General features: G+C 66.3%; 10 protein-coding genes. 2 read left to right on the forward strand and 8 right to left on the reverse strand.

Features of this window, described 5'->3' with window-relative positions; translation table 11 throughout:
* Positions 1–115 precede the first annotated feature (115 nt).
* Positions 116–667, forward strand: a complete 552-nt coding sequence (locus tag GV832_RS19470; RefSeq protein WP_227754554.1) for a HEPN domain-containing protein — start codon at positions 116–118, stop codon at positions 665–667.
* A gap of 227 nt (positions 668–894) precedes the next feature.
* Here GV832_RS19470 and GV832_RS19475 read toward each other — a convergent pair whose 3' ends face one another.
* Together GV832_RS19475 and GV832_RS19480 are read right to left on the reverse strand one after the other, a co-directional pair.
* Positions 895–1806, reverse strand: coding sequence for an MBL fold metallo-hydrolase (locus tag GV832_RS19475; RefSeq protein WP_168776551.1), 912 nt, complete (start codon positions 1804–1806; stop codon positions 895–897).
* Between the two features lie 24 nt (positions 1807–1830).
* On the reverse strand, positions 1831–2997 hold the full coding sequence (locus GV832_RS19480) for a PQQ-dependent sugar dehydrogenase (protein WP_168776552.1): 1167 nt from the start codon (positions 2995–2997) through the stop codon (positions 1831–1833).
* Between the two features lie 187 nt (positions 2998–3184).
* Here GV832_RS19480 and GV832_RS19485 point away from each other — a divergent pair, with 187 nt between their 5' ends.
* Positions 3185–7249: a beta strand repeat-containing protein gene (locus GV832_RS19485; RefSeq protein WP_168776553.1), complete on the forward strand. Its 4065-nt coding sequence runs from the start codon at positions 3185–3187 to the stop codon at positions 7247–7249.
* Between the two features lie 186 nt (positions 7250–7435).
* Here the strand turns inward: GV832_RS19485 and GV832_RS19490 are convergent, their stop codons facing one another.
* The 6 genes from GV832_RS19490 to GV832_RS19515 form a co-directional block, all read right to left on the reverse strand.
* Positions 7436–8518 (reverse strand): ABC transporter ATP-binding protein, encoded by a 1083-nt coding sequence (locus GV832_RS19490; protein WP_168776554.1) that lies wholly within the window; start codon positions 8516–8518, stop codon positions 7436–7438.
* A 2-nt stretch (positions 8519–8520) separates the two neighbouring features.
* Positions 8521–9483: a glycoside hydrolase family protein gene (locus GV832_RS19495; RefSeq protein WP_168776555.1), complete on the reverse strand. Its 963-nt coding sequence runs from the start codon at positions 9481–9483 to the stop codon at positions 8521–8523.
* Positions 9484–9491: 8 nt separating this feature from the next.
* The gene (locus GV832_RS19500) at positions 9492–10370 is read right to left on the reverse strand and encodes a carbohydrate ABC transporter permease (RefSeq protein WP_168776556.1); all 879 of its coding nucleotides are present in this window, start codon (positions 10368–10370) and stop codon (positions 9492–9494) included.
* Positions 10370–11440, reverse strand: a complete 1071-nt coding sequence (locus GV832_RS19505) for a carbohydrate ABC transporter permease (RefSeq protein WP_168776557.1) — start codon at positions 11438–11440, stop codon at positions 10370–10372. Before GV832_RS19505 ends, GV832_RS19500 begins: the two co-directional genes overlap by 1 nt.
* 196 nt (positions 11441–11636) lie before the next feature.
* Positions 11637–12887 carry a sugar ABC transporter substrate-binding protein gene (locus GV832_RS19510; RefSeq protein ID WP_168776558.1) on the reverse strand — a complete coding sequence of 417 codons (1251 nt, stop codon included), beginning with the start codon at positions 12885–12887 and terminating at the stop codon, positions 11637–11639.
* Positions 12888–13967: a LacI family DNA-binding transcriptional regulator gene (locus GV832_RS19515; protein WP_168776559.1), complete on the reverse strand. Its 1080-nt coding sequence runs from the start codon at positions 13965–13967 to the stop codon at positions 12888–12890.
* Between the last annotated feature and the right edge of the window lie 98 nt (positions 13968–14065).

Below are 14065 nucleotides of genomic sequence, written 5' to 3' on the forward strand. Positions count from 1 at the left end.
GGAAAGAAGGGCCGAAGCCGGTCCATCTGGGCTTCGGTCAGCCAGAACAAGTTGCTCATAAATCAGGTCTCCTGGCCGACCGTGAATCACGGTCTTAGAGCGTGATCAATGGGTCCTGACCCTAGGCCACCTCACACGCGGCGGCGTGCTGTTGCTCTGCGCCGCATGGGAACTGTATCTAGAGGAAGTCCTTAGCGAAGCCGTGGATTTTGCCTGCGGTAGAGCTGCGGCACCAGACGACCTGCCCAAGGAAGTTAAGAAGGCTATCGCGGCCTATGTGGTAGGTAGCCAACATGAACTGAAAGCCCTAGCGATGGCTGGCGACGGCTGGAAAGCCGTTTATAAAGAAGCGGCTCAGATCAAAATTGATGCGGTCAACACACCAAAGCCGGGCGTGATAGACCCGATCTTCAAGAAGTTCCTTGGCGTCAATCAACTCAGTTCATGTTGGCATCATGGGGAACAGGTAATCAAAGATTTCGTGACGGCGCGGGGAGACATCGCACATCGCGGCGGCGACGCGGGTTACGTCACTATCGGAAAGCTGCGCGACGAATACCGACCCCAAATTGAGCGAACAGTTCTAGATACCGATAACTTCCTGTCGCAGCACCTTCGCGACATGTTCCGCGCCAAGCAACGCCCTTGGAACAAGCGAGCGGTCTAACGCGGGACTTTCCCGCCGATGAACCATCGCAACTACCGAAGCAATAAAAAAGCCGCCCCCCAAAGGGACGGCAGTTGCTTCCTATTGGCCTTGAGGAAGATCAGAAAGCTTCGGCGGGGATGCCCAAAAGGGGCGCGTCGGGGTCGATACCCGCAGCGGTGCAAGCTTGGCGCATAGTGGCCCCTGCGGCGCCCCGAGAATTTCGAGCGCCCCCTGGTCGCTTCGGGTCACCCCATGATCAGCTGGTAGGACATGGGGATATGGGCAAATCCCTCGCCCCGGGCCTCGACATAGCCCAGGGCCGGGAAAGGCAGGTGATAGGCGACGAAGGCCATCTTGTCGGCCGCCAATTGCCCCAGGATGCGCCGCCGCGTCGCCGCTGCCGCCGTCTTGTCCATGTCGAAGCGCACCTCCCAATCGGGGCGCGCCAGCGACCAGACCGCGTGGTTCGTCATGTCGGCCGTCAGCATCAGCCGCTGGCCCTCGCTTTCGATGTGATAGGCGAAATGGCCCGGCGTATGGCCATGGGCCTCGACCGAGGTGATGCCCGAGACGACATCCTGGCCCGCATCCAGGAAGGTGAACTTGTCGTTCAAGGGCTTGATCCTGGTGTCGAAGCCCTCGTTTGCGGCGCCTGACCAGTGGTTGTGCTCGATGGCGCCGGTGACATAGCGCGCCTTCGCAAAGGTCACCCCCGCCTCGCCCGAGATCCCGCCGATATGGTCGCCATGCATATGGGTCAGGACCACGACATCGACCTGATCGGCCGTATAGCCCGCCGAGGTCAGGGCGGCCAGAAGCCCCTCGGGGTTCAGGCCGGTGTCGAACAGAACCAGCTCCTTGCCGGTGTTCACCAGGGTCGGCGTGAAGAAATTCTGGCTGCGATCGGCGGGGATCAGGTTCTCGGCCGAGAGCGCCGCGAATTCCTCGGGCGTGGCGTTCAGGCCGAAGGTCTCTTGCGGCTTGTCGCGGGTGCCGGTGCCCGCCAGGAGCGGCGTCACCTCGAAGCCGCCCAGCTTGAAGCGGTAATGCAGGGGGGTCGAGGCGCCCAGCATCGGCGCCTCGGCCCGGGCGAGAAACGGGGTCAGGCTGGCAGCAGCGCCAGAGGCCAGGACCATGCGGCGGGTCAGTCGGGTCATCTTTCTCTCCTGTCGGCTTGGGGGTCAGGGTTTGGGGGTCAGGCGGATCAAGGCGCCGTTCTCTTCGTCGGTCAGGATCATGATGGCGCCGTCGCGCGCCACGGCGACGTCGCGGATGCGGGCCATGCCTTGCAGATAGCGCGCCTCGCCGGTGATGCGGTCGCCCTTCAGCGTCAGGCGCACCAGGGCCTGACCGCCAAGCGCGCCGACCAGGAGGCTGCCCCTCCAGTCGGGGAACATCGCCCCGTCATAGAAGGCCAGGCCCGAGGGCGCGATGACCGGGTCCCAGTAATACAGGGGCTGCTCCATGCCCTGGGCCTCGGTCAGGCCCTGACCTATGGCCGCGCCGCTGTATTCCAGCCCATAGGTCACGACGGGCCAGCCATAGTTGCGCCCCGCCTCGGGCCGGTTCAGCTCGTCCCCGCCCAGCGGCCCGTGTTCGATGGTGTAAAGCCGCCCGTCCGGACCATAGGCGGCCGATTGCACGTTGCGGTGACCGATGGACCAGACCTCGGGCGCCCAGCCGGGCAGCGCGGGATTGCCCGGGGCAGGCCCGCCTCCGGGAGAAAGCCGGATCACCTTGCCCAGGTGGCTGGCGGGGTCTTGGGCCTGGAGGCGGGCGCGGCGGTCCGACCGCTCTCCGGTGGTCAGGATCAGCGCCCCATCCGGCGCCAGCACCAGTCGCCCGCCGTAATGCGCATCCGAGGCCCAGCCCGGGGCCTGGCGGAAGATCACTGTCACCTGGTCAAGCCTGGTCTCGTCGGCGGAAAGCACCCCGGTCGCCACGGCTGTCCCGTTCAGGGCCCCGCGCGGCTCGGCATAGGACCACCAGACCCGTCGGGTTTTGTCGAAGTCACGGGCGATGACCACGTCCAGAAGCCCGCCCTGCCCCTCGGCATGGACCGGGGGAAGCCCCTGGATCGGCTTCGAGACCCCGCGATCCGACACGATGCGCATCCGCCCCGGGCGCTCGGTCACCAGCCAGCGGCCATCGGGCAGCTCTTCCATGCCCCAGGGATGCCGCAGCCCCTCGGCCAAGGGGGTCAGCGCAAGGGCCGCATCGGGCAGCGCGGGCGCCCGGGTCTGGCCGGGAAAGGCCGCGACATAGGGCGCATTCGGCGGCGCGGCGTTCCAGTCCTGGGCCAGGACGGGCCAGGGCAGCAGGGCAAAAAGCGCCGCAAGATGTCGCATCGAGGTCCTCCACACCGCAAGGGAAAGGATAGTGCGGGCACGGCCTGCGGCACATGACGATGGCGTGATCGGCGGGTAAACCGGGAATCCGCTTGATCCGCAGTCAAGCTGTTGTAGCATCGGCGTCCAGCTCATTCCCTGAATTTCTTGCCCCGCCGGTCGCTCCGGCCCCTGGGAGACTGACATCATGGCGGATTTCTTTGGCACTGCGGGAAGTGACACGCTGGACGGCGACGCGACGGATGACCTGCTTTATGGCGGGCCTGCGACGGACCCGGAGGGCACCGGTTCGGATCGGCTTTCGGGCGGCGCGGGCAATGACCAGATCTTCGCCGGGGATGGCGATGACCAGCTCGAGGGCGAGGCGGGGGATGACCTCCTTCTGGGTGGCGCGGGCCACGACGTTCTGAACGCCAGCTCGGGCTTCGAGGGCACGGATTCGCTCTTTGGCGGGGCGGGGGACGACAGCCTTCATGCGCAATGGAGGGCGGGTCAGGGTGAAGCGATCCTCGACGGCGGCGAAGATGCCGATTGGGTCGCGCTGGATCTGACGCAGATGACCACCGGGGTTTCGGCCACGCTTCTGGCGGGGGGAAGCTGGGGCATCGCCGGGCTTTTCCAGCTGAACGGCTTCGAGTCCGGCCAGCTTTCGACCGGCTCCGGCAATGACACGCTGAACAGCTCCTTCACCTTGATGCAGATCGCGGCGGGGGCGGGGGATGACCGCGTCACGGTCCAGGGCGGCACGGCCTCGGGCGAGGGCGGCAATGACAGGCTCCAGGCCTTTGGCGACGCGGCGCTTTTTGGCGGAACAGGCGATGATGTCCTGAGCAGTTTCGGCACCGGAAACACGCTGGAGGGCGGCACAGGCCGCGACACGCTCGCGGGCGGCAATGGCAACGACAGCCTGTCCGACATCTGGGAGAGCGGGATCGGCCTTCAGGCCATCGAAGGCAGCGCGGGCACCGACCTCGTGACGCTGGACCTCTCGGCCAGCGCCCAGGAATTCAACTTTGCGATCAGTTCGGAATTCGTGCGCATCGGCAATAGCTTCGAGGTGACTAATGTCGAAGGCTGGAACCTGAGGCTCGGCACCGGGGATGACCTGGTGATCGCGGGCAGCCTTGGGGCGACGGTCGATGGCGGCGCGGGGGATGACACGCTGATCGGCGGCGCGGGGTCGGATGCGCTGTCGGGCGGGACGGGCAACGACCTGATCCTTGGCGGCAGCGGGATGGGGCCCGGGGTCGAGCAGCTTTCAGGCGGCCTTGGCGAGGACACGCTGGTCGCCGAGGCCACGGGGCGGTTTGTCCTGATCGATGGCCGCTGGGAGGATGTGGCCGAAATCACCCTGCGGGACGGCGCCTTTGCGGGCGCGAGCGAGCTGTTCCAGTTCGGAGTGATCAGCATCGACGCCTCGAACCTTGGCGCGGGGATCAGCCTCACGCCCTTTGGGGTCGATGCGCGGCTGACGGCTGCGGGCTTGGGCGCGGGAAGCATCCGCCTTTCGGCCCGCGAGCTCGTGATCGAAGGCACGGGCTTTGCCGATTTCCTGGTGCCCAATCCCATGATCCCGAGCCCGACCTTGCCGCTGTTGCAGCTTTATGGCGGGGCGGGCAACGACACGCTGGAGGGCGGGGGCTTCCTGCGCGGCGGAGAGGATGACGACAGCCTGGCGGGCGGCCAGGACCAGGACAGCCTTTGGGGCGACGCGGGCAATGACCTCGTGCGGGGGCTGGAGGGCGACGACCTGATCGACGGTGGCGCCGGGGATGACCAGATCGACGGCGGGGGCGGCCAGGACACGATCACGGTGGGCCTGGGCGCGGATGTGGTCGCGGCGGGGATGGGCAACGACCGCATCCTCTTTGCGGGCGACGATGCCGCAACGATCGACGGCGGCGCGGGGATCGACGTCGTCTCTTTCGAGGGCACCACGCAGGGGGTCTTTGCCCGGGCCGGGGGCTCGGCCTTCCTGGGCGGCCAGGCGCTGAACCTGAGCGGCATCGAAGTGCTGGAGGGCAGCGGGTTTGACGACACGCTGATCGGCACGACGGGGGCGGACCGGCTCTCGGGCGGGGCGGGCAATGACCGGATCGACGGAAGGATCGGGGCCGATCACCTGCGGGGCGAGGCGGGCGACGACCGGCTCTTGTCCATCGACCGGGTGGATCATGCCGACACGCTGGACGGCGGCACGGGCATCGACACCGCGGTGATCGACCGCAGCGCGACCTCGGGCTGGCACCGGCTGATCCTGGGCGGCAACCTCGAGGGAATCGGGCCCACCACGGTCCTCATCGACATCGAACGGCTGTCCTATGTCGGTGGGCGCGGAGCCGACACGGTGACCGGCGGGGACCAGGACGACCGGATCGACGGCGGCGCGGGCAATGACAGCCTGGACGGCGGCGCGGGGGATGATGTGCTGTTGTCGCTGGGGCGGGCCCAGGCCGATGTGCTGATCGGCGGCGAGGGGATCGACCGCGCGGTGATCGACCGCAGCCTCTCGACCGAAGACCTCTCGGTCGACCTTTTCCTGGCGCAGGACGGCACCGCCTATACCTATCTCTACCACATGGAAGAGCTCTGGGTCACCGGCGGCTTCGGCAATGACAGCCTGACCGGCGGGCTGCGGGACGACCGGTTCTTCGGCGGCGCGGGCAATGACACGATCGAGGCGCGCGGCGGAGAGGGCATCGTCGATGCGGGGGCGGGCAACGACATGGTCCTCTTGGGCCGGACCGGGGGCGATATCATCGGCGGCGAGGGCTTTGACATGGCCAGCTTCACCGACTACTTCCCCACCTTCGGCCTGATCCTGAACCTGGGCCAGACCGGGACGCAGCTCCTGGGCTCGGTCACCGGGCGGCTGAGCGGCTTCGAGGCGGTCCAGGGCACCGGGCTGGACGACCGCATCACCGGCGATGGCGCGGACAATGCGCTTTACGGGGAAATTGGCGCGGATTTCCTGGATGGCGGGCTTGGCCATGACGCGCTTTGGGGCGGGACGGGGGATGACACCCTGGCCTCGGGCCAGGCGGCCAACGATGTGCTTCAGGGCGGCGAGGGGCGCGACCGCGCCATCCTGGACCGCAGCACCGCGACCGAGGCGCTGGTCTTCAACGCCACGACACGGCAGTTGACCGGCGACGGCTTTGTCACCGTGCTGTCGGGCATCGAAGAGGTCGATCTGCGGCTTGGCGCAGGCGATGACACGGCCACGGGTCTTGCCCTGGACGACACGATGACGGGCGGGGCGGGCAATGATCTTCTGTCCGGTGGCAGCGGCAACGACATCCTGGACGGCGGCTCGGGCGACGATGCGCTTTACGGCGGAGCGGGGCGCGACGAGCTGAGGCTCTTTGCCTTCGGCCCGACGGCCGAGACGCTGGACGGGGGCTCTGGCCTTTCCGACCTCGCCGAGATCCATGCCGAGGCCATGACCGATGGCCTGACCCTGATGCTGGGCTTCAGCGACCTGACCGCAACCACGCTGACCGTGGTCCTGACCGGGATCGAGGCCCTGGGGCTTTATGCCGGCAGCGGGGCGGATGCCATCACGGCAGGTCTCCTGTCCGACACGCTGGTCGGCGGCGGCGGCGGGGACAGCCTGGTCGGGCTTGGCGGCAACGACAGCCTTGCGGGCGGTTCGGGCGAGGACAGTCTTTACGGCGGGACGGGCAACGATTTCCTCTATGGCGGCTCCGAGAACGATACGCTCGCGGGCGGGGCCGGGGCCGATCTCCTGTCCGGCGGCGCGGGGCTTGACCTGCTGGACTACGGCATGGCGCTGGGGGCCGTCCAGGTCAACCTGGCCACCGGCGTGGTCAGCGGCAGCGAGGCCCTGGGCGACACGATCTCGGGCTTCGAGAACGTGGCGGGGGGCAGCGGCGCGGACCAGATCACCGGCAATGGCCTGGCCAATCTCTTGCTGGGCGCGGCCGGGGCGGATCGCCTGACAGGGGGGGCCGGGGCGGACAGCCTTTTGGGAGGGACGGGGGATGACCGCCTGGCAGGCGGCAGCGATGCGGATGTCTTCCAGTTCTGGCTGGGCGACGGGTTTGACCGCATCCTGGACTTCGAACTGGGCCTCGACCTCATCCGCCTGGCCGACCGCACCGCCGCCGATGTCTCCTGGGTGGCGCTGACCCCGACGCTGACGCAGATCGACCTTTCGGGCGGCGACACGATCCTGCTGAACGGCGTGGCGGCGGCCAGCCTGACGCTGGACGCCTTCCTGTTCGCCTAGCGGTCAAGTCCGGGCTTGTCCTGCGGCCTTGAGCGCTTTGGGCCAAGCCCCTGCATCAGCGCGGCGGAAAAGAGGTCGATCATCGCGGTCTCCCGGCGCGGAAATCGCGCCCAAGGGTAACCGCAGGGGCCCTGCCCATTTCGACCGCCAAGCGAAAGGGCCCCTTGCGACGGGGGCCCCTTGGGGTCAATGCGGCTGGCTTGCCGTCTCTTCGGGCTGGAAGAGATGGGCCTTTTCAGCGTCAAAGCGCAGCGTGACCGGGGTGCCGATCGGGAAGACCGCGTCCTGCGCGAGCGCAGCCACCAGCGACTTGCCGTCGGCGGTCTCGATGTCCAGCACGGTTTCCGACCCCAGCCTTTCGGTCAGGGCGACCTTGCCCGAGAGCTGCCCGCCCTCGGCGACCGACAGATACTGCGGCCGCAGCCCCAGGATGGCGCGGGCGCCGGGGGCAAAGGGGCCGCGCTTGGCGGAGACCTCGATGGGGGCCAGGACGGGCGAGGAGACCAGGGCCTTGTCGCCGGTGACCCCCTGCACCGTCACCTCCAGGAAGTTCATCGAAGGCGCGCCCAGGAAGCCCGCCACGAAAAGGTTGGCGGGGTTGTGGTAAAGCTCCATCGGCGCGCCGATCTGCATGACGCGGCCTTCCTTCAGGACGACGATCTTGTCGGCCAAGGTCATGGCCTCGACCTGGTCATGGGTCACATAGATCATCGTGGCGCCAAGCTGGTGGTGCAGCTTGCCGATCTCCATGCGCATATCCATGCGCAGCGCGGCATCGAGGTTCGACAGGGGCTCGTCGAAGAGGAAGACCTTGGGCTTGCGGACAATCGCCCGGCCGATGGCGACGCGCTGGCGCTGACCGCCCGAAAGCTGGGAGGGGCGGCGGTCCAGAAGATGCTCCATCTGCAGGATGCGGGCGGCCTCGGCGACCTTGGCCTCCTTTTCCTCTTTCGAGGCCCCGGCGATGGTCAGACCAAAGGCCACGTTTTCGCGCACGGTCATGTGCGGGAAGATGGCGTAGCTTTGGAAGACCATGGCCACGCCACGCTCGGACGGGGGCAGATCGTTGACCCTTTTGGCGTCGATGGTCAGGTCGCCGCCCGAGATATCTTCGAGCCCCGCGATCATCCGCAACAGCGTCGATTTCCCGCAGCCCGAGGGGCCGACGAAGACGCAGAACTCGCCCTCCTCGATCTCGATATCCACGCCCTTGATGACATGGGCCGTGCCGTAGCTCTTGCGCAGCCCTTTCAGCGAAATCCCTGCCATGATTACCTCTTGCCGATGGAAAGCAGACCCTGTGCGTCCCGCAATACGGGCTCGGGGTCCATGATATAGCCGCCGAAGGTGGCCTTGCCGCTGTCGGCGAAGCCCAGGATGACCAGGCCCTCCGGCCCCTGTTCGATGCGCGCCGCATAGCGGCGGCAGGGCTCGGCGCCGTCGAGGAAGCCGGGCGCGATCTTCCAGGGCCCGCGCGGGGTTTCGCCGATCAGGTAGTGCGTGCCGGTCACCGGGGTGGTTTGTTTGGCGCGGTGCTCCGAGAAATGCACCGAGGAGGTGCAGAAGAGGCAATACCAGGTGCCCTCGATTTCGAAGACCTGGGGGACCTCCAGTTGACCAAAGCCGCCGTGGAAGACCGGGGGTTGCAGGGTCCAGTTGACCAGGTCCGGCGAAGTCGCAAAGCCGATGGCGCCGCCGTCATTGGCCTCCGCCACGCCGGGGACGCGGGCAGTGAAATACATGAGCCACCCGCCCTTGGGGTCGCGCATGACCCAAGGGTCACGCATCGCTCGGTCATGCCAGAAGCCCAGGGCATGTTCGGCCTCGTAAGCCTCGGCATTCGGGCCCTTCAGGTCCAGGGCCAGGCCATCCCCCACCCGCGTCCAGTTGTGCAGATCGGTCGAGGTCGCATGGCCGATGCGCTGATAAAGCGAGCCTTCGGCCTTGTTGGTCCCGGTGTAGAAAAGGTGCCAGAGCCCCGCGTCGTCCTTCAGGACCGAACCCGTCCAGGTGGTCGAGTCGTCCCAGGCCCCCGCAGCGGCCGGGCCGAAGGTGGTGCCCAGGTCGGTCCAGTTCACCAGGTCCTTCGACACCGCATGGCGCTGCGTCGCATTCAGGTGGCGGGCATCCGGGTCGATCAGGCTTTTCGGCGCCTGCAGGAAGTAACCGTGGAAGGTGTCACCGTCCTTCACATACCAGCTGTCCCACAGCCAGGTGTCGGGAATTGCGAACATGATGGCTCCTATCCCTTCACGCCGGTCGATGCGATCGAGGCGATGAAGGCTTTCTGAAGGTAAAGGTAGAAGGCGAGGACGGGGACGGTGATCAGGCTCAGGTAAGCCATGACCTCTCCCCAGGCGACGTTGAGCTGGAAGAAGTATTGCAGGCCGACCATGACGGGGCGGTAGCCTTCCTCCTGCGTGACCATGAGCGGCCAGAGGTATTGGTTGTACATGGTCAGGAATTTCAGGATGGCTGCGGTGGCGAGGATCGGGCCCGACAGCGGCATGACGATCTTGCGGTAGATCTGCCACCACGATGCGCCCTCGACCCTTGCGGCCTCGATCAGCTCACCCGGCAAGTCCTTGAAGTATTGGACAAAGAGGAAGACCGTCAACCCGTCGGCGATGAAGGGCACGATCTGCACGCGATAGGTGTTGAGCCAACCGTAGCTCAGCCCCTCCATCCCCACCCAGGGCAGCTTGGAGGCCAAGAGCAGCATGGGGATGGCGATGGTTTCAAACGGCACGATCAGTGTGGCCAAGAGGACCGAGAGGAGCACGCCCCGCCCCTTCCAGTCGACGAAGACGAAGGCGAAGCCCGCCATCGAGCACAGGACCAGCGACAGGACGACCGTGACCCCGGTGACCAGGAGCGAGTTGAAGACGAAGGTCAGCACCGGGGCGCGCTCAAACGCCTTGGTGTAGTTCTGGAGCGAGATATCCCCCACCGGCAGGAAGGCGCGGAGGCTCCCGCTGTCCTGCAAGAGCTGCTGGTCGGGCTTCAGCGAGGACATCAGCATGAAGACCAGGGGGAAGATGAAGATGACGGCGATCAGCACCAGCACCGCGTAACGGGTGACCAGGCGCAGGCCGTGATTGTCGGAAGCGATCATGGCCATCAGCTTTTCTCCCGGGTGAGCCAGCGTTGGATGAGGGAAATCGACAGGACGATGACGAAGAGCACCACCGAGATGGCCGAGCCGCCCGAGATGTCCTTTTTCACATAGCCGCGCTCGACGGCCTGGAAGACGATGGTTTGCGTCGAGTCCAGGGGGCCGCCATTGGTCATCACGTCGATCTGGGCGAAGAGGCCAAAGGCCTGCATGGTGATGACGATCAGGATCAGCACGGCGGTGTTCCGCAGCCCCGGCCAGGTGATGTAGCGGAAGACTTGCGTCTTCGAGGCGCCCTCGATGGCGGCGGCCTCATAGAGCGTAGGCGAGATGGTTTGCAGGCCCGAGAGCCAGATCACCATGTGGAAGCCCACCGCCTGCCAGATCGACATGCCGATGATCGCGCCCAGGGCGGTGTCCGGATTGCCCAGCCAGTCGATCTGCGGGATCATCCCGAAGGAGACCGCGCTCAGCAGGTTGTTCAAAAGCCCCGATTGCCCGTCATAGATCAACCGCCACAAAAGCGAGACCACGACGATGGAAACCACGACCGGCATGAAATAGATCGCGCGGAAGACGTTGATGCCCCTGAGCCTCTGGTTGATCAGAAGCGCGAGGCCGAGCGCAATTCCCGCCTGCACGGGCGCCACGATGATCACGAAGAGAAAGGTGTTCACCACCGCCGTCATGAAGACCACGTCGCGCGCCAGGACAAAGGTCCGGCTGCCGCCATGGTCGAAGGAGAACCACTCCCGCATGCCCGCCAGCTGGGGATAATCGGGGTTGCCCCGGGTAAAGCTGCGGGTGGCGGGGAATTTCGGCTCACCGTCCTCCATCACCACGGCGCCCGTCGCGTCCTTTTCCGGCTCCAGCGTCAGGGTGCCAAGGCCCAGAAGCGCCTCGTAATTCGACAGGCCGACCCATTCGGTCGGATTGGGCGACATCAGGCGCTGGTTGGTGAAGGAGAAGGCAATCGCAAAGAGGAAGGGCAGGATAACGAAGCAGCCGATCAGGAAGACCGCCGGTCCTGCCATGAGAAAGCCCGTCCGGTTGGAGCGGGTGAATTTCGAAGCCATGTCTGCCTCGCAGGGTTGAAGATGGGGCCGGGGTGACGAATTTTCCGTGAAAACTCGGGCGCTTCCCCAAGGCTGGGGAATGAACGGCTGGGGAGAGGAGGGAAGGGGCGCGCGGGCCGGGTGGGTCCGGGCGAAAGCGCCGCCCGGACCGCTGACCTTGGGCCGGGCGTGACCGCCCGGCCGCGTCAGGCTGGCCTTAGTGGCCGTAGCCCTTGTTCTTCTCGATATCGGCGTTGATCTCGTCGACCGCCGCATCCAGCGTCGCCGCCACATCCGCGCCATTGGCGATGTCGGCCGCGGCCTTCTCGAAGACCTTGGCCTGGACGACATAGCCCGGGGTCACCGGACGCACCGTGCCCGACTTGGCCGAGTATTCGACGAAGACGGCCAGCGGGCCACCGGCCTTGTAGTTGTCCACCATCTCGGCCGCGGTGGGCGTCGCGGGGATCAGGCCGATGCCATTCGAGAAATCGGCCAGGTACTTGTCCTGAAGCGCGAATTCGATGAAGGCCGAGGCGCCCTCGGGGTGCTTGGAGGTCGCCGAGACGCCGAACTGCCACGAGGCCGCGCCGATCTTCGAGCCTGCACCCATGTCCGGGGCGGGCAGGAAGACCACGTCGTCGAAGGCCTTCAGCGCGCCCAAAGCCGCCCAGTTGCCGTTCCACGAGAAGGCATATTTGCCAGCCGCGAAGCCCGAATCCCGGTCCGCCGGGTCTTGCGTCGCCTGGGCATAGCCGTCCTTGAAGAGACCCTGCCACCAGTTGCCGAAAGCCAGCGCGGCCTCGCCGTTCAGCGCGCCCTCGGCGGTCTGATAGGTCGAGCGGTCGACGATGTCGCCACCAAAGCTCTGCAGGAAGGGCGAGAAGGCGTAGGGGTACCATTCGCCGGTCCAGGCGGTGCCGAGGTCGAGGGCGAATTCCCACTTGCCAGCGGCCTTGGCCTTGGCGAGGGCGTCCATGAACTCGTCCTTGGTCCAGGGCGCGTCGGTCGTGGGCATGCGCAGGCCCAGCTCCTCGATCGTGGACTTGCGGGTGGTCAGCGCAATCGCCGCATCCCACAGGCCGATCGAATAGAGCTTGCCGTCCCAGATGCCCTTGGTGCCGGGCAGGAAGTTGGCGATCTTGGCCTCGTCGATCTGCAGGGGCTGCATATAGCCAGCCCAGGCCCAGTTGGGCATGTTCGGGCCATCGACGTCCAGGATATCGGGCAGGTTGCCCGCCAGGGCGCCGGCCTGGACGGAGTCATTGTAAGCCGCCTGGGGGAAGCTCTGCAGCTCGACCTTCCAGTCGGTCTGGCTGGCGTTGAAGTCGGTGATGATCTGGTTGATGATCTTGCTTTCGACCTCGTTGCCCGCGCCATGATACCACATGGTCAGGGTCTCGGTCGCCTGCGCCATCGAGGCCCAGGACAGGATGGCGGCCGAGGCCGCGAATTTCCAAACTTTCATCTATTCCTCCCGATGAGTTTGCAGTCTGACGATGTTTACGGGCCGCTCGTTCACCGAGGCGCGCCAGTGGACAGGCCCCGTCACCAGGACGGGGCTTTGGGTTTGGGGGCTCTCCCCCGAAATCAGCGACAAGAGCCGCTCGCCTGCCCGCACGCCCAGCGCGGTATAGGGCAGGTCCACCGTGGTCAGCGGCGGGTAAAGCGTTTCGGCGATGACGCGGTAATTGTCGAAGCCCACGACGCCGATCTCGTCGGGCAGCTTGCGCCCCATCGACCGCAGGATGCCGTAAACCATCAGCGCCATCTGGTCGTTGCCGCAAGCCAGGACCGAGGGCGGATCGGGCAGGCGCAACATGCGGTCGATCGTGTCCCACAGAAGCTGCGGACCCGCCTCGGGCTGGTCGAAATCGGCATGGGTCAGAAGGGCGGGATCGAAGGCGATCCCCGCCTCGGCCAGGGCGTCGCGATAGCCCAGCGGACGCAGCTGCCCCGCCGCCATGTCGGGGCGCAGCGCGATATAGCCCACGCGCCGGTGACCCGCCTGGATCACCCGCCGGATCAGGTCGGCCTGCAGGCGGCGGTCGTCGGGCAGGACCGAGGGCGTGCCCCGGGCGTCGAAACAATTGGCCAGGACAAGGGGCGTGTCGGCGGGAACCGGCGGCAGGTTCACCTCCTGGTGATACTCGGCCACATAGATCAGCCCCTCGACCCGGTGGCTGAGGAACGTGTCGATCAAGGGCGCCACGCGGTCTTGCTTGCCTGCGGTGTCGGCAATCATCAGCGTCATGCCCGAGGGCTCCAGCACGCGCTGGATGCCCTGGACGATGAAGAGGTCGGGCAGGCCCTGCCGATGGGTCGGCTGGTTCTTGGTGGAAATCGCCCCGGTGATCAGCCCGACGATGCCCGACTTTTGCGCCCGCATCATCCGCGCGGCGTTCGAGCGCACATAGCCCAGCTCGCGCATCGCGGCCTCGACCGCGGCCTTGGTCTTTTCGCCCACCGGCCCGTCGCCGTTGAGCACCCGGCTCACCGTCTTGGGCGACACGCCCGCGCGATCTGCGACGTCGTAAATCGTGGCCATCTTCCCCCCCCGCGCCTGAACTCCCCTTCAGGCCGACCGTCGCCCCGCATGATTCTGCGGTGACACCGGTGTCATGACATCGGTGTCACAGGTAAGAC

It is taken from the genome of Stagnihabitans tardus (assembly GCF_009925085.1).
GTDB classification, from domain to species: Bacteria; Pseudomonadota; Alphaproteobacteria; order Rhodobacterales; family Rhodobacteraceae; genus Stagnihabitans; species Stagnihabitans tardus.

Coding starts and splice junctions, on each gene's coding strand:
- GV832_RS19475 (WP_168776551.1), bottom strand. CDS start 1,806: ATGACCCGACTGACCCGCCGCATGGTCCTGGCCTCTGGCGCTGCTGCC.
- GV832_RS19480 (WP_168776552.1), bottom strand. CDS start 2,997: ATGCGACATCTTGCGGCGCTTTTTGCCCTGCTGCCCTGGCCCGTCCTG.
- GV832_RS19485 (WP_168776553.1), top strand. CDS start 3,185: ATGGCGGATTTCTTTGGCACTGCGGGAAGTGACACGCTGGACGGCGAC.
- GV832_RS19490 (WP_168776554.1), bottom strand. CDS start 8,518: ATGGCAGGGATTTCGCTGAAAGGGCTGCGCAAGAGCTACGGCACGGCC.
- GV832_RS19495 (WP_168776555.1), bottom strand. CDS start 9,483: ATGTTCGCAATTCCCGACACCTGGCTGTGGGACAGCTGGTATGTGAAG.
- GV832_RS19500 (WP_168776556.1), bottom strand. CDS start 10,370: ATGGCCATGATCGCTTCCGACAATCACGGCCTGCGCCTGGTCACCCGT.
- GV832_RS19505 (WP_168776557.1), bottom strand. CDS start 11,440: ATGGCTTCGAAATTCACCCGCTCCAACCGGACGGGCTTTCTCATGGCA.
- GV832_RS19510 (WP_168776558.1), bottom strand. CDS start 12,887: ATGAAAGTTTGGAAATTCGCGGCCTCGGCCGCCATCCTGTCCTGGGCC.
- GV832_RS19515 (WP_168776559.1), bottom strand. CDS start 13,967: ATGGCCACGATTTACGACGTCGCAGATCGCGCGGGCGTGTCGCCCAAG.